Below are 22,299 nucleotides of genomic sequence, written 5' to 3' on the forward strand. Positions count from 1 at the left end.
GTAGTTTTCCCCATTATAGGCCACCTCCGGGTGGCCTTTTCATTGAAAGTCAAGAATGCGCGACCCAACGAACCAAGCCCTTGAGGCTGTAGCAAAACTCTCCCCGCCCGCCGCCGTCACGGCCTACAGCCAGCTCTTCAACATGGCCTTGGCCGATTGGGTGGCCGTGCTCACGATCATCTACATGGCCTTGCAGATCACGCTGCTGCTGCGCGACCGCCTGGTGCGGCGCAAGCGCGAGTCGGATCGGATCACGGAGGCGAGCGATGGCGAATAATATCCGCATGGGCATCGGTGTTCTGGTGCTGAGCGCCGGCGCGTTCGTGGGCATGCTTACGCGCGAGGGCTACACCGATACGGTGGTCATCCCGACGAAAGGCGACGTGCCGACTATCGGCTTCGGCACCACCGGCGGCGTCAAGATGGGCGACCGTACCACGCCGGTAAAGGCCGCCCAGCGCGCGCTGCTCGACGTCCGGACCTACGAGGGTGCCATCAAGCAGTGCGTGCGCGCGCCGCTGACGCAGGCCGAGTACGACGTTTATGTCGACCTGACCTACAACATCGGCTCGGCGGCGTTCTGCGGCAGCACCATCGTCAAGCGCCTGAACGTGGGCGATTACCGGGCCGCCTGCGATGCGATCCTGCTGTACCGGTTCGCCGCCGGCTACGACTGTTCGACGCCGGGGAACAAGCGGTGCGCGGGCGTATGGACGGATCGCCAGCGCTCGCATGCGCAATGCGTGGCGGCCCAATGAGCGCCCTGAGCACGCTGGCCGCGGGCGCGGTGGCCGGTATCTGGAAAATCGCCGCGGTAGTTTTGCTGGCGGTCCTGCTGGTGGTCGCTTCCGCGGGCGGCACCGGCTGGTGGGCCGCGGCCAGCGCGCGCGACAAGGCGCTAGCCGACCTCGCCGCGGAACAAGCTGTCAGCGCCCAGTTGCGCACCGCGGTGCAGTTGCAGAATGCCGCGGTGGAAGCCGCGGGCGCGGCGAAGCTGGCCGCCGACGACCGCGGCGCCGCGGCGCAGAAGGTTGCCGCGGCATCCGCCCGGCGCCTCGATGCGGTTCTGGCGAAAGCTGCCGCGGCGCGCGCGGCCACCTGCGACGAGGCCATGCCGACCGTCGATCTGATCTTGGAGGCTACCCGATGAAGTATTTGATCCTGGTGGTCCTGTTGCTGCTCACCGCCTGCGCGACGGCGCCGGTCGTGCAAGAGGTCAAGGTGCCGGTCTACCGCCCATGCGTGACGGCGGCGCCGGCCCGGCCGACCTTCGCCACGCGCACCCTGGCGCCGGATGCCAGCGCGGGCGAGAAGGTGCTGGCCCTGGCGCGCGACCTGCCGCTGCACCTCAAGTACGAGGCCCAGCTGGAAGCCGTGATCGCGGGGTGCCTGTGACGGACGACCGCCCTGACGCCGACGACCCTCTAGGCACGTTGCTGTTCAAAATGACCGTCCGGGACGATAGTGTCTCTCCGCTGCAACTGGTCAGCGCTGAATTGCTGGCATACTATCGACGTCGAGACGCTGAGCTCACCGAGCTGCTGCTTAAAACGGCTGAGAATAAATTGGCGGCAAATTGCCAATGCGAAGCGCAAGCCGTTGATTTGTAAGGTCTATCGATTCCGGCTCCGGGCACCACAAAAATCAAGGACTTGGCGAATTTTCTGATAGCTGAAAATTCGTGGCAGCTCCGCAAAATGGCCGAGTTCCGCAAAACTTCTTTGCGGTCTTGACCAGTTTGCCGCATCGATGCCGCAGGTAGTGGGCCATCATTGTCGGCGTCGCATGTCCACTTTGTGCTGTGCACCTGCAATTCCACTGCTTTCTTCGGATCGCTACCAGCCTTGGCGCGAAGGCCGCTGATCTCGAATTAGCGTATTCCCTTTGTTATCTGTGCTGTTCGCGGTCTGGCGACCCCGGCTGATGGATGATCTGCGGTGCGGGCGACCACGCGCTGCTGGACTTGCGCGCAAAGCGAGCCATCACCACCCCAGCGGCGCGGCACCATCCAGAACGCGGCAGTCGAGGCCGCCGATACTGCCACGGTGTCGGCTGAGACGCGCGGACAGACCGCCCAGCAGCAGGTAGCTACCACCGGCACGAGGATCAGAAGCCGTGATCTCGGGGTGACTGTCGATGCGGACACCTGCTCGAGCCATCCAGATAAAGCGCGCTTGCGGCAATCACGCCGCGACGCTTACGCACACGAAGCCCACGCACCCATCCAGGATGATCCAAGCTGCGGCGGATGAAAGGACGATTGCCTAATCCAAGGTTTTAAAACTCTCAATACGTGCACGTAAAACCGGCCAACTGTTTATGAGGAAATCAGTACCCAGTTCTTGGCTTGATTCGGTAAGTAGTTTGTCAATTGTGGAGACATAAAAATCTGTACGCTCCGAAATAGACATCCCAATCAATTCCTGGGCCACCGATGCCTTGATCTCGGCGCGCGACATAGGCGCCTCAGCAGGAACGTCTTGAAGCGCTTCAGGATGCCACATCTTCAATATGGCTAACAAAGGTTTTCCTAACATGATGGCGCCATCATTCGAGCCTGCTGCCTCTAGTCTGTTCAATGAAAGATTGATGATCGATGCATCTTGATTCTTTTTGACATGAACAATCGAAATTCCGGATTGCTCGTTCAAGTAGATTTCAATTCGTGGGAGTGTCATAGAGATTCCTGAGGGCCAGGCGATCAGATTCTGCTTTCCTGCCTGGCATTGTGATTAAATAAAATCATGGCTGCTCAGCAGCACGAAGGAATTCTGCCAAATAAGCAGCCGCTCTCTCTCTGCATGCGGCGTAAGATCGCGAATCCATTGCTCGAGAGTATGCCTTGCATTCGTCCATGTCCCGATCATATTTTTTATCGCATTTTTGCTTACGTTACTCGACGGTTTCCGCCGGAGGAAGCGGGAGCTGTCCCGGAGCTGCGCAGAAGAAGCCGGTAATGCCGCAGATCGTTGGCGAACTGGGACCCATAGCCGGTAAGCCGCAGTCTTCTGGATAGGGACTCGGATGTGGCAATGTTTCGGTGATTGTGCAGATAGGAACTGGCCCTATAGTACATCTGTATCGAGTTTCGTAGCCGCCATCTCCTGGCCCCCAATCCCATCCTCCCCCGGGTCCTTCATCGCCGCCGTCGCATTGGCTTCTCTGCGGTAAATCATCGTCATCGTCACAACCCCACGAGTAATGCATCGGAGGGTGACTCATTTTGCCTTTAAGACGATGTATCGAGCCATTCACTGCCGCTGAGAATTGGCCGACGTCACGATGGAGTTCATCGGAGTTTTTTGATTTTGCATCATCCGAGCCAAGGAATTGAATGACATCGAATTTATCAGCCAGTACTTTAACGCTTCTGGTGAATGTTTTTCACCTGAATTTGTGCGTTTATATTTCCTTATGGTTGTGTTGGGCATAATCCGGCTTGTTTAAGCGAACACAACAAATGCAATCACTGTCCGACCACTTTTGATGAATAAATAAAATTTCTCCACCTGATTTCAGGGTTAGATGCGCAATTCTCGGAATAGTTCCAAGTCGGTCAATGGACTGACAACGCTGGCGGGCTACCAGGAATTTTGAGTAAGGAAATTTAAGCAATACAATACGTACAGCCTGATTAAGCGGCTGCGAGTCCGAAGCACGCGCCGCCGGACCGGGAAATCTACACTGCCCCTGACGCGGCAGGCCAGTTAATGATGTGCAGAGCAGGCAACCGGACTGAGCTGAAGCTGTTTGCAGGTGATGACGATTGAAATCGATATATGCCGCCGATTTAAAAGCAAAAGTCGCCAGACGTGACATCCCGGAGTCGCAAGGGCGTGCCGGTTCGATTCCGGTCCGGGCACCAGCGATGGCGGCGGTTTTGCCAAGTTCAAAGCTCCGCCACCTTTCCCCAATCTCCCCATCTTCCGCCAGCTCGTTTCGCATTCCCCTCCCAAGCGGGATCGTGTAGCATTCGTGGCGGCGCGCCGCAGTCCGGCCCGCCGCAGTACTTACAAGGACACGAATTGAACATCACTATCAACGAGGAACTGCGTTCCTTCATCGACCCGCTCACCGCCAACGAATACGCCGCGCTCGAACGCAGCCTGCTGGCCGAGGGCTGTCGCGACGCCCTGGTGCTGTGGAACGATGTGCTGATCGACGGCCACAATCGCTACGAGATCTGCCAGAAGCACGCCATCGAATTCAAGACCGTCCAGAACGCGACCTTCGCTTCGCTCGATGACGTCATGCTGTGGATGATCGATAACCACCTGGCGCGCCGCAGCGTGTCCGACTACCAGCGCGGCGTGCTCGCGCTGCGCAAGAAGGACATCGTCGCCGCGCGCGTGGCGCAGCGCGCCGCCGAGCCGGAAGCGTCCAAATCGACACCATCCGAGCAAAGCGCGCCGGAAGCGGCCAGGGTGCCCGAGTCGCCGCCCTGGAACACGCGCGAAGACGTGGCCAAGGCCGCCCGCGTGTCGAGCAATACCATCAGCCAGATCGAACGCATCCAGAAAGCGGCCACGCCGCAGCTGGTCGAAGCGGTGCGCTCGGGGACCATTTCGATCAACGCCGCCGCCAATGTGGCGTCGTTGCCGGAATCGGTGCAGATCGCGGCCGTCGCCGGCGGACGCAAGGAGCTGCAGCAGGCGGCGCGCCAGGTGCGCGAACAGAAGGCGGCGAGCCGTCCGCCCAAGGAACCGCCAGCAGACGCCGGAACCGAACTGCGCGCCCAGGTGGCAACCCTGCGCGAGAAGGTCGACGCCCTCAGCGCCGAAAACCAGGCTCTCAAGGAGCGTCTCGCGGCACTGGGCGAGCCCACCGCCTAGCAGAACGCCGGCGCCAGCGCGCCATTGAATATCGTCAGGAGATGCATCGATGTTTCGACCTTTTCTCGTTTCGACCTTGCTGGGCTGCGCCACCGTCGGCGCCGCGCTGCCCGCCCTGGCCGCGCCGGACAAGCGCGCCGGCGTGTCAGCCGAACAGGCGCGCTGGCACAAGACGGCGCAGCGCGTGACCATCATGCGCGACAAGTGGGGCATTCCCCACGTCTTCGGCAAGACCGATGCCGATGCCGTCTTCGGCCTGCTGTACGCGCAGGCGGAGGACGATTTCAACCGGGTCGAACTCAATTACATCAATGCACTGGGGCGCCTGGCCGAAGTCGAAGGCGAGGCCGAAGTCTGGCGCGACCTGCGCATGAAGATGTTCATCACGCCCGAGGACATGCAGGCCAGATACGCGGCCAGCCCGGCGTGGCTCAAGAAGCTGATGGTCGCCTTTGCCGATGGCCTGAACTTCTACCTGCATACGCATCCCGAGGTCAAACCCAGGCTGATCACGCACTTCGAGCCGTGGATGGCGCTGGCGTTCAGCGAAGGCAGCATCGGCGGCGACATCGAATCGATCGACCTGAAGGCCCTGGAACAGTTCTACGGCAAGAAGCCCGGGCCGGCGCTGGCCGACGCCGGCAATGCGCTGGACAAGGAACCGCGCGGCTCCAACGGCTTTGCCATTGCCCCCAAACTGAGCCTGTCCGGGCACGCGCTCCTGCTGATCAATCCCCATACCTCGTTTTACTTCCGCCCCGAAGTCCACATGGTCAGCGACGAGGGCCTGAACGCCTACGGCGCCGTGACCTGGGGCCAGTTCTTCGTCTACCAGGGCTTCAACGACAAGGCGGGCTGGATGCACACCTCGGGCGGCGGCGACGTGATCGACGAATACCTCGAAACGGTGAGCGAAAAGGACGGCAAGTACGTCTATAAATACGGCAGCGGCGAGCGCGCCCTGCGCGAAGTGACGCTGAATCTGCCCTACAAGACGCCAGGCGGCATGGCCAGCAAGACCGTGACCGCCTACTTCAGCCACCATGGTCCGGTGGTGCGCGAGGAGGGCGGCAAATGGGTGTCGGTCAAATTGATGGAAGAACCGCTCAAGGCCCTGACGCAATCGTACACGCGCACCAAGGCGCGCAATTACAGGCAGTTCCGCAAGACGATGGAGTTGCGCACCAACTCGTCGAACAATACCGTGTATGCGGACGCCGACGGCCACATCGCTTACTTCCATGGGAACTTCGTGCCCCGGCGCGATACGGCTTTCGACTGGAAAAAGCCCGTCGACGGCAGCAATCCGGCCACCGAGTGGCAAGGCCTGCACGCCATCGACGAGACCATCACGCTGCACAATCCTGCCAGCGGCTGGATCCAGAACACCAACAACTGGCCGTTCGCGGCGTCGGGCGCCAGCAGCCCGCGCCAGCAGGATTACCCGCTGTATATGTGGTCGCTGCCGGAAAACGCGCGCGGCCTGCATGCCGTGGCCGTGCTGGACAAGCGCAAGGACTTCACGCTCGACACCCTGATCGCCGCCGCCTACGACAGCCACCTGATCGCCTTCGACCCGCTGATCGCCTCGCTGGCCGCCGCATACGACGCACTGCCCGACGGCGATGCGCTCAAGACGCAGCTGGCGCCGCAGATGCTCACCCTGCGCGGGTGGGACCGGCGCTACAGCGTCGATTCGGTCCCGACCTCGCTGGCCATCTACTGGGGCCAGGACATGGTCGACAAGGCGAGTGCCGCCGCCAGGGCCAGGGGCGTGCCGACGCTCGACTACATTCGCGACAGCCTGGAGCCGGCCGAGCGCCTGCAGGCGCTGGTGCGCGCCACGGCGAAGCTGGAGGCCGATTTCGGCAGCTGGCAGACGCCGTGGGGCGATATCAACCGCTTCCAGCGCATCAGCGGCGACGTCAGGCAGCAGTACGACGATGCCAAGCCGAGTTATCCGGTGGCGTTCGCGTCGGCCAACTGGGGCTCGCTGGCCGCCTTCGGCATGGTGGCGCCGCAAAACACCAGGCGCATTTACGGCGACCGTGGCAACAGCTTCGTGGCGGTCGTGGAGTTCGGGCCGCGCGTGCGCGCCAGGAGCATTCTGGCCGGCGGCAACAGCGCCAATCCGGCCTCGCCCCATTTCAGCGACCAGGCCGAGATGTACAGCAAGGGACAGTTCAAGGATGTCCTGTTCTACAAGGCGGATATCGAGAAGCACCTCGAACGCAAATACCACCCCGGCCAATTGGAGAGCAAATGAGCCTGACCGAAAAACAGAAGATGCTGGCCGGCGAAGCCTACCTTCCGCGCGACCCCGAAATCCAGGCCGACCAGGCGGCCGCCAAGGCGTGGATGGTGCGCTACAACGCCGCGCTGGCCGAGCCGGTATCGGCGCGCCGCGCTTTGCTGGCCGAGCAGTTCGGCGCGGTGGGCGAGGGCGCGGTGATCCGTCCGCCGTTCCACTGCGATTACGGCTATAACATCCGGCTCGGCAAGAACGTTTTCCTGAACTTTAACTGCGTCATCCTGGACGTGGTGAGCGTGACCATCGGCGACGGTACCGAGATCGGACCGGCCGTGCAGATCTACGCGGCGGACCATCCGCGCGATCCGGCGCAGCGTCAGGCGGGGGTGGCGTTCGGGCGTCCGGTCACGATCGGCCGCAATGTCTGGATCGGCGGCGGCGCCATCATCCTGCCGGGCGTGACGATCGGAGACGACGCCGTCATCGGCGCAGGCAGCGTGGTCACGCGCGACGTGCCGGCCGGCGCCACGGCGGTGGGCAACCCTGCGCGTGTGTTAGCCGCTTGAATTGCGGGCAGCCAGGCGCTCCTTTATAAAATCGACGAACAGCCGCGTGCGCGCCGAGACCAGGCGCGTATCGGTAATCGCGTGCACCTGGATCGGCGCCAGGCTCCATTGCGGCAGCACCCGCCGCAGGCGTCCCGAGGCCAGTTCGTCGCGCGCGATCACGCTGTCGAGGACCGCAATCCCGGCGCCCTCGGCGGCCAGCGCGCGGCTCAGGCCCACGCTGTTCATCGCGAAGCGCGTCTTGACCTGCACCGTGCTGCTGGCCGCGCCGTTGAACAGCGTCCATCCGTCGCGCATCGCGCCCGGGGCGACGCACAGCGCGTGCTGCGCCAGGTCGTCGGGATGATCGAGCGGCGGCGCGCGGTCGAGGTAGGCCGGCGCCGCGTACAGCTGCCGCTCCAGCAGCGCAATCTGGCGTGCCACCAGTGTCGATGGCGCGGCCGGCGCTGGCCCCATGCGGATCGCCAGGTCGAAGGGATCGGCCAGCAGGTCGACCCGGCGCGAGGACGCTTCGAGCTCGAAGTCGATCAAGGGGTAGGCGACGGCGAAGTCGGCCAGCAGCGGCGCCAGGTAGTTGATAGCCAGGTCGACCGGCATCGAGATGCGCAGCGTGCCGCTCGGATGCAGCGCCTCGCCGCGCAGCGCTTCGTGCGCCACGTTGGCTTCGTCCACGATGCTCTGGCAGCGGTTGAAGTAAGCCTGCCCGGCCTCGGTCAGCTCGACCCGCCGGGTGGAACGGTGCAGCAGGCGCACGCCGATCTCCTTTTCCAGCGCGGCGATATTGCGCGACAAGGTGGAGCTGGACATCCCGAGCGTGTCGGCCGCCTTGCGGAAATTCCGCGTTTTCGCCACTTCCACGTAGAGCTGCATGTAGTTGAGTAGTTGCACGTCTATTGCTCCATTTATGCAGCAGTGAATGCTGATTTCATCTGTTTATATCATAGGTGCAGCAATGTACCATGACTGCTCACTCAGCCAGAAGGGAATCAGATGAACAGCTTATTCACTCCACTCGCACTCGGCCAGCTCACCCTGCCCAACCGCATCGTGATGGCGCCCATGACGCGTTCGCGCGCCGACGACGCCAGCGGCGTGCCGTCCACGGCCACCGCCACCTACTACGAACAGCGCGCCGACGCCGGCCTGCTGATCACCGAGGGCACCTTTCCCGGCCCGATGGGCAAGGGTTATGTGCGCACGCCCGGCATCCATTCGGCCGCGCAGATCGCCGCCTGGAAGAGCGTCACCGATGCCGTGCACCGCAAGGGCGGCCGCATCTTCATGCAGCTGATGCACGTCGGCCGCATCTCGCATCCGAGCATGCTGCCGGACGGCGCGGCGCCGGTCGCGCCATCGGCTGTCACGCCGGCCGGCACGGTCTATACCGCCACCGGCCCGCTCGAACTGACGCAGCCGCGCGCCTTGTCCAGCGGCGAGGTGCTGGACGTGATCGACGAGTACCGGGTCGCGACCCGCAATGCGCTCGCCGCCGGTTTCGACGGGGTCGAGCTGCACGCCGCATCGGGCTATTTGCCGGAGCAGTTCCTGTCCTCGTCGACCAACCAGCGCACCGACCAGTACGGCGGCTCGCTCGAGAACCGCGCGCGCTTCATCCTCGACGTGCTGGCGGCGATGGTGAGCGAGGCAGGCGGCGCGCGTGTGGGCATCAAGATCGCACCGGAGATGGGCTTTAACGACATCAGCGACGCCACGCCGCAGGAGACCTATGTCCATCTGGTGCGCGAGCTCGCCCCGCTCAAGCTGGCCTACCTGCACGTGGCGCTGTTCAAGACATCGTTCGACTATCACGCGGCGCTGCGGCCGCTGTTCGGCGGCGCCTACCTGCAAGGCGGCGGTCTGGTGAAGGACAGCGCCGACGCGGCCATCGGCGCGCAGCGTGCCGACGCCGCGGTCTTCGGCGGCCTGTACCTGGCCAATCCCGATCTGGTGCGGCGCTTCCGGCTCGACGCGCCGCTCAACACGCCCGACCAGGCGAGCTTCTATTCGCCCGGCACGGCCGGCTACCTTGACTATCCAATCCTGGGAGAAGCGGCATGAACCGCGCTGTTCGCATCCACGCCTACGGCGGCCAGGAGCTGGTGCAGGTCGACCAGGTCGACGTTCCCGCGCCGGGCGCCGGCGAAGTGCTGGTGCGGGTGCGCGCCGCCGGCGTCAACGCGCTGGACTGGAAGATCCGCCAGGGCTATCTGCAAGCGGTGTTCCCGCTGGCGCTGCCGGCCGCCCTCGGCATCGAACTGGCCGGCGAGGTGATCGCGCTCGGCGACGGCGTGACAGGATTTGCGCCAGGGGACCGCGTCATGGGGGCGCTGGGACGGCTGGGAGCCTACGCCGATGCGGTGGCGATCGATGCGCACAGGCTGGCGCTGGTGCCGCAGGGTCTCGACGACGTGCAGGCGGCGGCGCTGCCGGTGGCCGGCCTGACGGCGTGGCAGGCCTTGCGCGCCGCCGGCCCGCTGCTGCCCGGGCGCCAGGTGCTGATCCACGGCGCCTCCGGCGCGGTGGGGGGCTTTGCGGTGCAGTTCGCAAAAGCGGCGGGCGCGGTGGTGCTGGCGACGGCATCGGCGGCGAGCCGCGCGCATGTCCTGGCGCTGGGCGCGGACCGCGTGTTCGACCGCCACGCCGAGCGCTTCGAGGAGCAGGTGGGCGATGTGGCGCTGGTGCTCGACCTGGTCGGCGGCGATGCGCTGGACCGCTCGTGGCAGGTGCTGGCCGCCGACGGCGCCATCGTCAGCACGGCCGCACCCGACATCGGCGCGCGCGTGCCAGGCGGGCGGCGCGGCCTGTGGTTCACGATGGTCCCGGACCGCCGGCAGTTAGGCGAGATCGCCGGCATGGTCGCGGCGGGCACCGTGCGTTCGACCATCGCGCGGGTGACCGGCATCGACGGCCTGGCGCAGGCAATCGAGCAGACCCATACCGGGCATGCGCCGGGCAAGGTGGTCGTCGATTTCTCTCGCTGATGCTAAGGTGCAACAGGAGCGCCGGCCGTGCTTGCTATAATGACGCGCTTCAATCGGTGGGAACACGCAGTGGCAAAACTTTATTTCAGGTATTCGGCGATGAACGCCGGCAAATCGACGGCCTTGCTTCAGGTAGCGCATAACTATGAAGAGCAGGGCCAGCAGGTCAAGCTGTACACGGCCGCGATCGACAGCCGCTATGGCGTCGGGCAGGTGACGTCGCGCCTTGGCCCGCAGCGCGAGGTCGATATCTTCGACGGCGCCACCGATTTCCTGAACGAGGTGCCGAAAGTGGCGTGCGTGCTGGTCGACGAAGCGCAGTTTTTGTCGACCGCGCAGGTGCAGCAATTGCACCAGCTGGCCCAGGTGCGCGGCGTGCCGGTGATCTGCTACGGTTTGCGCAGCGATTTCCGGGGCGAGCCGTTTCCCGGATCGGCCTATTTGCTGGCGCTGGCCGACGATATCGAGGAATTGAAGAATATCTGCACCTGCGGCAAAAAAGCCACGATGAATATCCGCGTGGACGGGCAGGGCAAGCGGATCAGGGAAGGCGAGCAAGTCAGCATCGGCGGCAACGAGCAGTATCGCCAGGCTTGCGGCCGGTGTTTTTACGCGGGCTGATCTGGCCCGAGGGTAAGGAGGTGTTTGCATGTCCCATCCTGTCACCTATATTCATCTCGCACCCGGCAGGCTGCCCACAGGGCGGCTCAAGCCGGCGCCGTACAAGATGGTGGTGATCGCCGACGCGGCGGTCGCGCCCGAATGGCAAGCGCAGGTCAGCGCCTGGATCGTCAAATCCGGTTGCCGCTACATGATCGCCTGGGGCGTCGATTGCAGTTCCTGGGATGACGCGGTGGATATGGCCAATATCGAAGCGTTCGACTTCGGCGATATCCCCGACCAGCATTTCATCCCCACCTCGTGGCATGCGGACGATCCGATCGAGGAGGTGTTCGGCTTCTGCAAATACGATGCCGCGCATCCGGTGGTGGAATTGAAGCAGACGGTCTTGCTGCATATTGCCGATGCCGCCAACGAGGACGCGCTGCTGCAGGCTTACGCGGCAGCGTGAGTTTCCCGATATCGATGGCCTCAGGTACGCTGCGCCTTTGATCGCTTGCTCAGTCCGGCTGCCACATCCCTGCGCACGGACGGGTTTTTGATCAGGCTCACTGCCAGCGCCTTGATGCTGGCCGCTTCCTCACGTTCGCCGTTTCCGGCCAGCACCGTGAGCACCCGCTGTACTTCGGTGACGTAGGTGGCGATTTCGGCGCGCCGCTCAGGTGCGGGCGAAAACGGCCGCTGCTTGATTGCCGCGATATCCTGTTCCAGCACGCGTGCCATTTCGCGCACGAAGGGCTCTGCCGGCGGCATCAGTTTTGCCGCGAGGGCATAATCCTGCGCTTCGACAATGGCCGGCATGGCAATCAGCGCGCACTCGGCGGCAAACACCGGCGACGCTTCGGCCAGCGCCTTGTAGAACTGGTAGGTCGCCGCCGCCTCGTCGAGTTCCGCATCGATGATGACGATATCCCAGAACGTTTCCCGGTCCTTGTCGCCGGCCAGCAGGGCCTTGGCCTTGTCGGCGCGGATGGTGCGCAGCGCGTCGAGCGCCTTGGGATCGATCCGGCCCAGCTCGACCCACATGCCGATCAGGTAGTAGCGCAGTTCTTCCAGCGAGGGATCTTCGTCCAGGGCGTGCTGGTAGAACCAGATAAAGCCTTGCAGGGCGTCGTCGTGGCGGCCGTCGCGCATCGCGTCTTCCGCATCCCAGAGTCGTGTCAGTGCTGTCATGATGTCCTTGTCAGTGTGGGCGGCTTGCCCGAAAGGCGCATGATGCCATACTTGCCATTGACGCAAAAGGCGGCAAGAGCGTTGTACTCATCGCCGATCTGGGAGATAATTCGCCCATGAACGATACCACTACACTCCCCCAATTGCCCGACCGCCTGTCGATCGATCCGCGCAGCCCTTTCCACAACGAAGCAGCGTTCGAACGCGACGTCGCTATCAAGCTCAACGGTAAAGAGTACCAGAACGTCGAGGAATACTGCATCAGCGAAGGCTGGATCAAGATCCCATCCGGCAAAGCGCTGGACCGCAAGGGCCATCCGATGCTCATCAAACTCAAAGGCACGGTCGAAGCGTTCTATAAATAATAGAGCGCTGCGACGCCGTCCGGCCGCTATCGGGCCGGGCAGACAAACCCGTGATCCGTTTCCATCCCCGCTGACATTGCCGCCCTGTTTACACATCGCGGCGCTGTCATCGGGGATATTACTTTGTGCAAAGGAATAAGGTGCACTGGATCTTGCTCCCGTCCGCTGGACCCGCGTGGACGACGATGCTCCGGGCTGGGAGGGCGCGTGGGAACCCGTCGACCTGGCCCGTGTCAATGAGGACGAGGCTGCGACCGAGGCGTTTTTCGACGATGTTACGCGCACTATCGGCACCAAAGTCGGCGCTTATCCGTATGAAATCCAGCACGGCGCCGGCCGCCACGACGTCGTGTTCCAGGTCGGGTCGGAAGAAAAAATCGGCTGGATGTGGGGCGACAACGGCGTCGGCTACTTTTTCCGCGCGGCCGATGGCCAGTGGCGCTGGGATTGCCAGTTTTATTGAAACGCGCACAGTACGCGGCTAGCGTCTTGGCGAGCTGGTCTATGGTATAAGTGCGGCGATGAACGCCGGCACATTCCCTGTAGCATGAACGACATCCTTCTTTACCTCGCGCCCTCGGCCGCCCTGGCGCTGTTGATCCGCGTGCTGGCCGGCGCCCATCCCATCTTTTTCCTGTTCACGGTCGCCGGCACCATCTGCCACGAACTGGCCCATTACGTGGTCGGCCTGCTGACCGGGGCGCGGCCCGCGTCGTTTACCGTCATCCCGCGCCGCGTCGGCAGGCACTGGGAACTGGGCTCGGTCACGCTGACCCGGGTGCGCTGGTACAACGCCGCGCCGACGGCGCTGGCGCCGCTGCTGATCGTGCTGCTGCCGTTCTGCGTGGCATGGTGGCGCACGCGCCAGCCCTGGCAGTTCGAAGCGTTCGACCTGCTCGTCGCGCTGGCGCTGGCGCCCCAGTTCCTGCGCTTCTGGCCGTCGGTAGTCGACTGGCGCATCGCGCTGCGTTCCTGGCCTTATCTGTTTATCATCGGCGGCGCGCTGTGGCTGCTGTTTTACTTCCGCCCACACCTGTTTCAATTTGTAAATCCGTGAACCCGTAGACCCATCAGCCCGTAAGCTCGGTTTCGCGGCGACGCGTGGCTGGCTCTGTACTACGCCACTATCCTGTTAGAATCAGCTGGAATAGCCGATTTAGCGGCTGGGCGACCTTGCAGTGTCCGGTTTCGCCCGCAGATAACACCAGTTCCCGCTCGGAGAGACAACGAATGAAGAAGCATATGTTGATGGTCGCACTGGCATTTGCCGCGACAACAAACGCGGCAGTCCCGCAGCCCGTCAAGGCGGTCACCCAGCCAGCCAAGGCCGGCGCCGCGCCGCTCAAGCCGATTGCCACCCAAACCCAGGCAGCCACCTGGGCCGCCACGGTCTTCGGACGCCACCATTACAAGATCACCCCGCTCGACGATGCGATGTCGGAAAAGATTTTCGACCGCTACCTGAAGTCGCTCGACAGCGACCGCCTGCACTTCGTGCAAAGCGATATCGACAGTTTCGAGGGCGTGCGCACCAAGCTCGACGATGCGATCAAGGCCGAAAACCTGACCACGCCGTTCTCCATGTACAGCCTGTACCAGCAGCGCTTCAACGAGCGCTTCGCGTATTCGCGTGAGCTGCTCAAAGGCAAGTTCGACTTCACCGCCGACGAAACCTTCCAGATCGACCGCGAAAAAGCCGCCTGGCCCAAGAACATCGAGGAAGCGCGCGACCTCTGGCGCAAGCGCGTCAAGAACGACTGGCTGCGCCTCAAGCTGGCCGGCAAAGATGAAAAATCGATCCGCGAAACGCTCGACAAGCGCTACGAAAACTACGTCAGCCGCATGGGCAAGGTCGACAGCGAAGACGTGTTCATGACCTTCATGAACGCCTACGCCACCTCGATCGAGCCGCACACCAATTACCTCGGCCCGCGTTCGGCCGATAATTTTGCCATCGCCATGCGCCTGTCGCTGGACGGCATCGGCGCCGTGCTGCAACAGCGCGAAGACTACACCGTCATTCGCGAAATCGTGGTCGGCAGCCCGGCCGGCATGTCCGGCAAGCTGAAAGTGGGCGACCGCATCGTCGGCGTGGCCCAGGCCGATTCGCCGGGCTTTACCGATGTACTCGGCTGGCGCATCGACGACGTGGTCCAGCTGATCCGTGGTCCCAAGGAATCGGTGGTGCGCCTGAACGTGCTGCCGGTCGACGCCGGCACCGACGGCAAGACCGTGACGGTGGCGCTGGTGCGCAAGAAGATCAATATGGAAGAGCAGGCCGCCAAGAAAACCATCATCGAAGTCAAGGACGGCGGCGTCAAGCGCCGGGTGGGCGTGATTTCGCTGCCGACCTTCTACCTGGACTTCGAAGCGCGCCGCCGTGGCGACAAGGATTACAAGAGCGCCACGCGCGACGTGGCCCGCATCCTGGGCGAGCTCAAGAAAGAAAAGGTCGACAACGTCCTGATCGACCTGCGCAACAATGGCGGCGGCGCCCTGGGCGAGGCGGTCGAGCTGACCGGCCTGTTCATCGACAAGGGCCCGGTCGTGATGCAGCGCAGCGCCGACGGCGGCGTGGCGGTCGAGAGCGACACCCAGGCCGGGCTGGCGTGGGATGGCCCGATGGGCGTGCTGATTAACCGTGGTTCGGCCTCGGCTTCCGAGATTTTCGCCGCCGCCATCCAGGATTACGGCCGCGGGCTGGTGCTGGGCGAGCCGAGCTTCGGCAAGGGCACGGTCCAGACCCTGGTCAACCTCGACCGTGGCAACCCGGGCGAAAAAGCCCGCTACGGCGAGCTCAAGATGACGATTGCGCAATTCTTCCGCATCAACGGGGGCACCACGCAATTGCGCGGCGTCACGCCCGACATCAAGATGCCGGTCACCTCCGATCCGGAAGGCTTCGGCGAATCGAGCTACGACAATGCCTTGCCGTGGGTGGCGATCAAGCCGGTGCAGTACACGCCGTCGGGCAATCTCAAGCAACTGATCGCCCCGCTGCAAAAGCGTCACGAAACCCGCATCGCCAAGGACAAGGATTTCCAGTATTTGCAGGAAGACATGGCCGAGCTGCGTAAGCTGCGCAAGGAAAACGTGATTTCGCTGAATGAAGCGGTGCGCCGCAAGGAACGCGATGCGCTGGAAGCGAAGGCCAAGCAGCGCGAAGCGCGCCAGGTGGCCCTGCGCGCCGCCGTGACCGACGACCCGGCCGACGTCACCGACGCCAAGGATGCGCGCAGCAAGCTGGCGCCGCCGGCCAAGACGGCCAAGGCCGCGCCGACCAAGCCGAACCGTCAGGACGACGGCTTGCAGGCCGACGAGCGCAACCTGGCATCCGAACTGGCCGCCGAAAAAGCGGCCAAGGATGCCAAGGATGTCATGCTGCAGGAAGCGGCGCACATCCTGGCCGACGAGATCGACATGCTCAAGACCGACACGCGCATGGCGGCGCGCCTGATGCCGTATCTGCCGGCGGTCAAAGCGGGTAACTGAGCAGGGAGGCGGTAAAGTACAGCGACGGGGCCTGACAGGCCCCGTCGTCGTTTCTGCCGGTACTGAACCTCAACTGCGCACCGTACGGCGGCTCACTCCGGAAAGTGGCAGACCGCTTCGATATTATTGCCTTCCGGATCGATGACGAAGGCGCCATAGTAATGCGCATGATAGTCCGGGCGCAGGCCCGGAGCGCCATTGTCCTTGCCACCGGCGCCGATGGCGGCCTGGTAAAACGCATCGACCTGCGCCCGCGTTTCCGCCCGCCAGGCAAGGTGGCAGCCGCTGGTCGCTGCCGGGCCCCCGAATGGCGATGGGCCATCGATGAACCAGACATCGGCCTTTTTGCCGTCCGGCTCGGACGGGTCGGGAAAGGCGAACCCCAGCATGTTCGCGCCGTAGTTGCCTTCGAAGCAAAGGGCATAGCCCAGTGGCGCAAGTGCGGCGCTGTAAAACGCTTTGGCGCGTCCAATATCGCTCACGCGAAAAGTCATGTGGTCAATCATGGTGAATCACTCCAGAAGTGAATTTGTCGTGCGCATGCGGCACCCGTATACTGTACATGCGTACAGTGATTGTGGCAAGGCGCATAACATGGTCGATCGCTCAAGTCTTGGGGTGTTCAACGATCCTTTCAACGATCCTTTTATCCGCGCAAAGTTGCCAGGCCAGGCAAAGGAGCAGAATCGTGCCGGCTGCGCTCGCCATGGCGGCGGTTATCGCGTTGAACAGCTGGTGTTCGGTGCGTGTCGCCTCGCGCACCAGCATGCCCCATGCGCCGCCGGCTGCGGCTGCCGCAATGACTAAGGCCAAAGCCAGCAGCCTGTGCCGGTTGCCGATAGAAAGGGGAGGCGGTGGACCCGGCTCGGTCCGTGAGAACCAGGCGAGGGTACAGCCGGCGATCGCCAGGAAACCGAGCAGACTGCTCACGTGCTGCACGATCTTAAACAAGCGTATCTCGTGCCCGCCGATCGGGACCAGCGTGCGCAGCACGTCAAAGTGATTGACGAACACGGTACCGGGGTGGGTAAAACCGTCCCACACGATATGGGTCGCCGCGCCGATCGCGAGCGACAGCAGCACAATGCCCACCGTCCGGGTGCTGTGCCATCGTCGAGGAACCTGCCAGGCGAGGCGGGCGCTGACAGCGTTCGGCAGCCAGGCAAGCAATGCCTGCCTTAACAGCGTGTCATAGACGCTGACGACCAGCGCGCCGGCTGGAACGCAATACAGGAACAGCCCGGGCAGGCTGTGACTGAAGCTGCCGCTGACGCCGAAGGAAAAGAAGTAGACGAAGTCCGGCATCATGCTGCCGATCACCAGCGCCGGCAGGGAGGTGACACCCTTCGCATAGCGATGCAAGGGAAGCACGATGGCCGGGTGGCACAAGGTAAATGGCATCCCTTCCTTCCTTGCCGGCCGGCGTGGCGCTAGGGATTATTTAGGGCGGTGGAGCGCGCACAGCTTGTTACCGTCCGGATCGCGCACATACGACAGATACAGGGCGCCCATGTCGCTTTCGCGCAAGCCCGGCGGGCCTTCGCATGTCACGCCGCCATGCGCCAGCGCGACGTCGTGGAATTGGGTCACCTGCTCGGGCGAGCTGCACTTGAAGCCGATGGTCGCGCCGTTGGCACAGGTCGCCTGTTCGCCATTGATCGGCTCGGTGATGCAAAACGTGTTGCCATCATGCCGGTAGAAAAGACGGGTGTGGCCGGACGGGGCCACGTTACGAATCGGTTCGCCCGCGCCGAGCATGCCGAGCAGCGCGTCGTAGAAGCGCTTCGAGCGCTCGATGTCGTTCGAGCCGACCATCACGTGATTGAACATACTTTTTCTCCTTTGTATCCTGAGGGCTCTCAGGGCTTGATTCTTGTGGTGATTAAAATTGACACTGACGGGACGCACTTCGGGTGAAGTCCGTTTCTTCCTGTCGCGTTGCAAAAGTTCCGTGATCATAGCGGTTTAACGGCGCGACGTGGCGGCCGACCATGTCCTTGTGATGGAAATTTTGCCGGGAAAGTGCATGCGAAGATCGCCATTCTGGCGCCCGCCGATATTGGACGGAAGTCCGCTTGAGATGGCGGCCGGCCGGCTCTAGGCCTTTTCGGCGTCGTTGCCTGAGCGCGCCGCCTGGTCCCAGCCGCCGGCGACGCACAAGCGATCGAATTGCCGCGCCAGGTCCGCCAGCACCACATTCCCAAGGCTCTCGACCAGGATCGCCTCCGCGCGCTGCAGCGCATCGCCCAGCGCCTGATTGACCACCTTTTCGACAGCGCAGTCGGGATGCTGATTATCCACCCCGATGGCGAACAAATGCGGCCCGCCCACCGCGCGGTGAATATCGAGCAGGGTGACCTCGCGCAAATCGCACGCCATCGACCAGCCGCCATGCTTGCCCGCGCCCGAGCGCACATAACCGGCTTCGCGCAAACCCGCCATGGTCCGCCGCACCACCACCGGGTTCGTGTCCAGCATCCTGGCGATATGTTCCGATGTCATCGGCCCGTCGTGCCTGGCCATGTGCAGCAGCACATGGAGCACGCGGGAAAGGCGGCTGTCTGTTCTCATTCGATGTCGCGATCAAGGTAATCCGGACCCCTAGTTTACCGCCTCGCGCCACTGCGCGTGGCCCAAAATTCGCACCCGCAAAATCCGTCTTCCCAGCCGGATTTTTTCAGGTACAATCATTGCGAACGGTCGTGCTATTTTTAGGCGATAATAACAAAGGAGACTGTATGGACCTGAACTATACGAGCGAGGACCTGGCGTTCCGCGACCAGGCGCGCGCCTTTCTCGATGCCAATCTGCCGGCCGACCTGCAGCAAAAGGTGCGCAAGCACCTGCGCATGTCGAAGGACGATTATGTGCGCTGGCATCGCATCCTCGCCAGGCAAGGCTGGGTGGCGCCGGGCTGGCCGGCCGAATTCGGCGGCCCGGGCTGGACCCCCGTGCAGCGCCACATCTGGGACGACGAATGCGCCCGCGCCGGCACCCCGCCGATCCTGCCCTTCGGCGTGAACATGGTCGCCCCGGTCATCATGGCCTTCGGCAGCGACGAACAGAAAGCCCACTTCCTGCCGCGCATCCTCTCGTGCGAAGACTGGTGGTGCCAGGGTTATTCGGAACCGGGCGCCGGCTCCGACCTCGCCTCGCTCAAGACCACCGCCGAACGCGATGGCGATGTTTACGTGGTCAACGGCCAGAAAACCTGGACCACCCTGGCCCAGCATGCCGACATGATCTTCTGCCTGGTGCGCACCGACGGCGGCGTGCGCAAGCAGGAAGGCATTTCCTTCCTTTTGATCGACATGCACAGTCCCGGCGTCACGGTCCGTCCGATCGTCATGCTCGACGAAGACCACGAAGTGAACGAAGTCTTCTTCGATAACGTGCGCGTACCTGTGCACAACCTGGTCGGCAAGGAGAACAAGGGCTGGACCTACGCCAAGTACCTGCTCGGACACGAACGCACGGGCATCGCCGCGGTGGGCCGCTCCAAGCGCGAACTGGCGTCGCTCAAGCGCCTTGCCGCGACGCGCAACAAGAACGGCAAGCCGCTGATCGACGACCCGCTGTTCGCCGCCAAGGTGGCCACGCTCGACATCGAACTCATGGCGCTGGAGATGACCGTCATGCGCGTGCTGGCGCAGGAGCACAAGGCGCCCGGACCGGAAGCGTCGGTGCTCAAGGTGCGCGGCACCGAGATCCAGCAGACGCTGACCGAACTGATGGTCGAAGCGGTCGGCCCGATGGCGCTGCCGTTCGACCCGTCCTACCTCGAATCCGAAACGCCGCACAGCGTGTTCGACGACGACGACGCCGCGCCGCTGGCCGCGCATTACTTCAATGTCCGCAAGACCTCCATCTATGGCGGCTCGAACGAGATTCAACGCAATATCATCACCCAGATGATCCTGGGCCTGTGAGGGACTGACATGGATTTCAACTTCAAGGAAGAACAGCTGGCCTTCGCCGATGCCCTCAAGCGCTGGGTGACCAAGGATTACAGTTTCGAGGCGCGCAAGAAGATCGTCCACTCCGACGCCGGCAGCTCGGATGCGGCATGGTCCGCGCTGGCCGAACTGGGCATGCTGGCGCTGCCGGTGCCGGAAGAGCAGGGCGGCTTCAACGGCACGGCGGTGGACATGTTCGTCGTCATGCAGGAGCTGGGACGCGGGCTGGTGGTCGAACCGTACTTCGCCACGGTCCTCGGCGCGCATTTCCTCACGCTGGGCGGCAGGCATCCGGACCTGCTGGCCCGGGTGGCCGGCGGCGAACTCAAACTGGCGTGCGCGCTGGCCGAAAAGCAGGCGCGCCACGACCTGTCGGACATCGCCACCACCGCCGTCGCCAATGCCGGCGGCTATCTGCTCAATGGCCACAAGAGCGTGGTCGTGCACGGCGGCCAGGCCGGCAGCCTGATTGTCTCCGCGCGCAGCGGCGGCCCCCAGCGCGGCGCGCAGGGCGTGTCGCTGTTCGTGGTGCCGGTCGATGCGCCAGGCGTGACCGTGCGCGATTACCGCACGCTCGACGGCCAGCGCGCCGCACAGATCGCCTTTGCCAATGTCGAGGTTCCGCCTGAGAGCCTGATCGGGACCGAAGGCCAGGGCTGGGACCTGCTCGACGCCGGCGCCGATTACGGCGCCGGCCTGCTGTGCGCCGAAGCGCTGGGCGCGATGGAAGCCATCTTCGCCGGGACCCTCGACTTCCTCAAGACGCGCACCCAGTTCGGCGCGCCGATCGGCAAATTCCAGGCGCTCCAGCACCGCATGGCCGACATGTACATCCACCTCGAACAGGCGCGCTCAATGGCGCTGCTGGCCGCGGTGCGCCTGGCGTCGGGCGATGCGCAGGAGCGCCGCCGCACCGTGTCGGCGGCCAAGTTCCGCGTCGGCCAGGCGCTCAAGTTCGTCGGCCAGCAGGCGGTCCAGCTGCACGGCGGCATGGGCGTGACGGACGAACTGCCGGCCGCGCACCACTTCAAGCGCCTGACCATGATCGAACTTTCGCTGGGCGACTCCGACCATCACCTGCAGCGCTTCATCGCGCAGCCGGGTTTCGCGGCGGGCGAGGCGGCATGAAGAAGGGCACATGGTATTTCGAGGACTTTTACGTCGGCCAGGAGATCCCCCTCGGCTGCCGCAGCGTGACGGAAGAAGAGATCGTCGCCTTCGCCACCCAGTTCGACCCGCAGCCCTTCCACGTCGACCGCGACGCGGCCAGCGCCTCGATCTTCGGCGAGGTCATTGCCAGCGGCTGGCACACCTGCAGCATGATGATGCGCATGGTGGTCGACAGCGTCCTGGGCGCCTCGTCGAGCATGGGTTCCCCGGGGCTGGACAAAGTCCGCTGGCAGCAGCCGGTGCGCGCCGGCGACACGCTGACCGTCAGCTACATCACCACGGCGGTCAAAGCGTCGTCCTCGCGCCCCGACCGGGGCGTGGTCTGGTCGACCTGGCAGGCGCTGAACCAGCGCGGCGAGGTCGCCTGCATCATCGAAGGCATGGGCATGTTCGGGCGGCGTCCCAAGGAGGACGGCGATGCGTGAATTTCACAGCCTGGCCGAGATGCAGGCGCTGGTGGGACAGGAGCTGGCCGTGTCCGAATGGGTGGAGATCGCCCAGGAGCGCGTCAAGCTGTTCGCCGACGCCACCGACGACCATCAGTGGATCCACGTCGACCTGGAACGCTGCGCGCGCGAGTCGCCCTTCGGCGGCCCGGTGGCGCATGGCTTCCTGACGCTGTCGCTCATCTCCGGCCTGTTCGAGCGCGCGCTGCGCATGGTGGACGCGAAGATGGTCGTCAACTATGGCCTGAACAAGGTGCGCTTTCCGGCTCCGGTGCCGGTCGGCAGCCGCGTGCGCGCGCGCCTGACCCTGCAGCAGGTCGAGCCGATCGAGGGCGGCGCGCAGCTCGAATGGAGCGTCGTCGTCGAGCGCGAGGGCGGCGCCAAGCCGGTCTGCGTGGCCGAACTGCTGATCCGCCGCTATTCGTGATGCACCCGGCGGGGCCGCC

General features: G+C 63.8%; 27 protein-coding genes. 19 read left to right on the top strand and 8 right to left on the bottom strand.

Annotated features, from left to right (window positions below; genetic code table 11):
- The first annotated feature begins 55 nt into the window (after positions 1-55).
- From EJB06_RS07650 to EJB06_RS07665, 4 genes are read left to right on the top strand one after another with little or no spacing between them, the layout of a single operon-like run.
- A complete protein-coding gene (locus EJB06_RS07650) occupies positions 56-277 on the top strand; it encodes a hypothetical protein (RefSeq protein ID WP_126073408.1) in 222 nt (73 codons plus the stop codon).
- Positions 267-758 carry a lysozyme gene (locus EJB06_RS07655; protein ID WP_126073409.1) on the top strand — a complete coding sequence of 164 codons (492 nt, stop codon included), beginning with the start codon at positions 267-269 and terminating at the stop codon, positions 756-758. Before EJB06_RS07650 ends, EJB06_RS07655 begins: the two co-directional genes overlap by 11 nt.
- Entirely contained in the window at positions 755-1,150 is a 396-nt protein-coding gene (locus tag EJB06_RS07660; RefSeq protein WP_126073410.1) for a hypothetical protein, read from the top strand. Before EJB06_RS07655 ends, EJB06_RS07660 begins: the two co-directional genes overlap by 4 nt.
- Positions 1,147-1,395 carry a hypothetical protein gene (locus EJB06_RS07665; protein ID WP_126073411.1) on the top strand — a complete coding sequence of 83 codons (249 nt, stop codon included), beginning with the start codon at positions 1,147-1,149 and terminating at the stop codon, positions 1,393-1,395. Before EJB06_RS07660 ends, EJB06_RS07665 begins: the two co-directional genes overlap by 4 nt.
- Before the next feature lie 869 nt (positions 1,396-2,264).
- Here EJB06_RS07665 and EJB06_RS07670 read toward each other — a convergent pair.
- Both EJB06_RS07670 and EJB06_RS07675 read right to left on the bottom strand, forming a co-directional pair.
- Complete coding sequence (locus EJB06_RS07670) at positions 2,265-2,651, bottom strand: hypothetical protein (RefSeq protein WP_126073412.1); 387 nt, start codon at positions 2,649-2,651, stop codon at positions 2,265-2,267.
- Between the two features lie 751 nt (positions 2,652-3,402).
- Complete coding sequence (locus EJB06_RS07675; RefSeq protein WP_126073413.1) at positions 3,403-3,945, bottom strand: hypothetical protein; 543 nt, start codon at positions 3,943-3,945, stop codon at positions 3,403-3,405.
- Between the two features lie 80 nt (positions 3,946-4,025).
- Between EJB06_RS07675 and EJB06_RS07680 the strand changes: the two genes are divergently transcribed.
- From EJB06_RS07680 to EJB06_RS07690, 3 genes are read left to right on the top strand one after another with little or no spacing between them, the layout of a single operon-like run.
- Positions 4,026-4,832 carry a hypothetical protein gene (locus tag EJB06_RS07680; RefSeq protein ID WP_126073414.1) on the top strand — a complete coding sequence of 269 codons (807 nt, stop codon included), beginning with the start codon at positions 4,026-4,028 and terminating at the stop codon, positions 4,830-4,832.
- A 49-nt stretch (positions 4,833-4,881) separates the two neighbouring features.
- The gene (locus tag EJB06_RS07685) at positions 4,882-7,098 is read left to right on the top strand and encodes a penicillin acylase family protein (protein ID WP_126073415.1); all 2,217 of its coding nucleotides are present in this window, start codon (positions 4,882-4,884) and stop codon (positions 7,096-7,098) included.
- The gene (locus EJB06_RS07690; protein WP_126073416.1) at positions 7,095-7,649 is read left to right on the top strand and encodes a sugar O-acetyltransferase; all 555 of its coding nucleotides are present in this window, start codon (positions 7,095-7,097) and stop codon (positions 7,647-7,649) included. The genes EJB06_RS07685 and EJB06_RS07690 overlap by 4 nt, the downstream gene beginning before the upstream one ends.
- On the opposite strand, the gene EJB06_RS07695 is transcribed toward EJB06_RS07690, so the two are convergent.
- Complete coding sequence (locus EJB06_RS07695) at positions 7,638-8,537, bottom strand: LysR family transcriptional regulator (RefSeq protein WP_126073417.1); 900 nt, start codon at positions 8,535-8,537, stop codon at positions 7,638-7,640. The genes EJB06_RS07690 and EJB06_RS07695 overlap by 12 nt on opposite strands.
- A gap of 102 nt (positions 8,538-8,639) precedes the next feature.
- Here EJB06_RS07695 and EJB06_RS07700 point away from each other — a divergent pair, with 102 nt between their 5' ends.
- From EJB06_RS07700 to EJB06_RS07715, 4 genes are all read left to right on the top strand, one after another.
- On the top strand, positions 8,640-9,707 hold the full coding sequence (locus EJB06_RS07700; protein WP_126073418.1) for an alkene reductase: 1,068 nt from the start codon (positions 8,640-8,642) through the stop codon (positions 9,705-9,707).
- Positions 9,704-10,630 carry an NADP-dependent oxidoreductase gene (locus EJB06_RS07705; protein WP_126073419.1) on the top strand — a complete coding sequence of 309 codons (927 nt, stop codon included), beginning with the start codon at positions 9,704-9,706 and terminating at the stop codon, positions 10,628-10,630. Before EJB06_RS07700 ends, EJB06_RS07705 begins: the two co-directional genes overlap by 4 nt.
- Positions 10,631-10,699: 69 nt before the next feature.
- Positions 10,700-11,251, top strand: coding sequence for a thymidine kinase (locus EJB06_RS07710; RefSeq protein ID WP_126073420.1), 552 nt, complete (start codon positions 10,700-10,702; stop codon positions 11,249-11,251).
- Between the two features lie 28 nt (positions 11,252-11,279).
- Positions 11,280-11,702 (top strand): DUF7684 family protein, encoded by a 423-nt coding sequence (locus EJB06_RS07715; RefSeq protein WP_126073421.1) that lies wholly within the window; start codon positions 11,280-11,282, stop codon positions 11,700-11,702.
- 20 nt (positions 11,703-11,722) lie between these two features.
- On the opposite strand, the gene EJB06_RS07720 is transcribed toward EJB06_RS07715, so the two are convergent.
- Positions 11,723-12,424, bottom strand: coding sequence for a hypothetical protein (locus EJB06_RS07720; RefSeq protein ID WP_126073422.1), 702 nt, complete (start codon positions 12,422-12,424; stop codon positions 11,723-11,725).
- A gap of 116 nt (positions 12,425-12,540) precedes the next feature.
- On the opposite strand from EJB06_RS07720, the gene EJB06_RS07725 reads away from it, so the two are divergent.
- The 4 genes from EJB06_RS07725 to EJB06_RS07740 all read left to right on the top strand — a co-directional run bounded on the left by EJB06_RS07725 (position 12,541) and on the right by EJB06_RS07740 (position 16,281).
- On the top strand, positions 12,541-12,789 hold the full coding sequence (locus tag EJB06_RS07725; protein ID WP_126073423.1) for a DUF3297 family protein: 249 nt from the start codon (positions 12,541-12,543) through the stop codon (positions 12,787-12,789).
- A gap of 175 nt (positions 12,790-12,964) precedes the next feature.
- Positions 12,965-13,252, top strand: coding sequence for a DUF1963 domain-containing protein (locus EJB06_RS07730; protein WP_198420778.1), 288 nt, complete (start codon positions 12,965-12,967; stop codon positions 13,250-13,252).
- An 84-nt stretch (positions 13,253-13,336) separates the two neighbouring features.
- Positions 13,337-13,846, top strand: a complete 510-nt coding sequence (locus EJB06_RS07735; RefSeq protein ID WP_126073425.1) for a hypothetical protein — start codon at positions 13,337-13,339, stop codon at positions 13,844-13,846.
- Between the two features lie 173 nt (positions 13,847-14,019).
- Positions 14,020-16,281, top strand: coding sequence for a carboxy terminal-processing peptidase (locus tag EJB06_RS07740; protein ID WP_126073426.1), 2,262 nt, complete (start codon positions 14,020-14,022; stop codon positions 16,279-16,281).
- Between the two features lie 92 nt (positions 16,282-16,373).
- On the opposite strand, the gene EJB06_RS07745 is transcribed toward EJB06_RS07740, so the two are convergent.
- The 4 genes from EJB06_RS07745 to EJB06_RS07760 all read right to left on the bottom strand — a co-directional run bounded on the left by EJB06_RS07745 (position 16,374) and on the right by EJB06_RS07760 (position 18,852).
- Positions 16,374-16,787 (bottom strand): VOC family protein, encoded by a 414-nt coding sequence (locus EJB06_RS07745; protein WP_126073427.1) that lies wholly within the window; start codon positions 16,785-16,787, stop codon positions 16,374-16,376.
- Between the two features lie 100 nt (positions 16,788-16,887).
- Complete coding sequence (locus tag EJB06_RS07750) at positions 16,888-17,682, bottom strand: DUF4184 family protein (protein WP_126073428.1); 795 nt, start codon at positions 17,680-17,682, stop codon at positions 16,888-16,890.
- Between the two features lie 36 nt (positions 17,683-17,718).
- Complete coding sequence (locus EJB06_RS07755; protein ID WP_126073429.1) at positions 17,719-18,111, bottom strand: VOC family protein; 393 nt, start codon at positions 18,109-18,111, stop codon at positions 17,719-17,721.
- A 267-nt stretch (positions 18,112-18,378) separates the two neighbouring features.
- The gene (locus tag EJB06_RS07760; RefSeq protein WP_126073430.1) at positions 18,379-18,852 is read right to left on the bottom strand and encodes an Rrf2 family transcriptional regulator; all 474 of its coding nucleotides are present in this window, start codon (positions 18,850-18,852) and stop codon (positions 18,379-18,381) included.
- A gap of 167 nt (positions 18,853-19,019) precedes the next feature.
- Here EJB06_RS07760 and EJB06_RS07765 point away from each other — a divergent pair, with 167 nt between their 5' ends.
- The 4 genes from EJB06_RS07765 to EJB06_RS07780 are packed head-to-tail and all read left to right on the top strand — an operon-like array spanning position 19,020 to position 22,280.
- A complete protein-coding gene (locus tag EJB06_RS07765; RefSeq protein ID WP_126073431.1) occupies positions 19,020-20,210 on the top strand; it encodes an acyl-CoA dehydrogenase family protein in 1,191 nt (396 codons plus the stop codon).
- A 9-nt stretch (positions 20,211-20,219) separates the two neighbouring features.
- Positions 20,220-21,365 carry an acyl-CoA dehydrogenase family protein gene (locus tag EJB06_RS07770; protein WP_126073432.1) on the top strand — a complete coding sequence of 382 codons (1,146 nt, stop codon included), beginning with the start codon at positions 20,220-20,222 and terminating at the stop codon, positions 21,363-21,365.
- Complete coding sequence (locus EJB06_RS07775; RefSeq protein ID WP_126073433.1) at positions 21,362-21,832, top strand: MaoC family dehydratase; 471 nt, start codon at positions 21,362-21,364, stop codon at positions 21,830-21,832. The genes EJB06_RS07770 and EJB06_RS07775 overlap by 4 nt, the downstream gene beginning before the upstream one ends.
- The gene (locus EJB06_RS07780) at positions 21,825-22,280 is read left to right on the top strand and encodes a MaoC family dehydratase (RefSeq protein WP_126073434.1); all 456 of its coding nucleotides are present in this window, start codon (positions 21,825-21,827) and stop codon (positions 22,278-22,280) included. Before EJB06_RS07775 ends, EJB06_RS07780 begins: the two co-directional genes overlap by 8 nt.
- Positions 22,281-22,299: the final 19 nt, after the last annotated feature.

Origin of the sequence: Massilia atriviolacea (assembly GCF_003953935.1) — a bacterium.
Classification (GTDB): Bacteria; Pseudomonadota; Gammaproteobacteria; order Burkholderiales; family Burkholderiaceae_D; genus Telluria_A; species Telluria_A atriviolacea.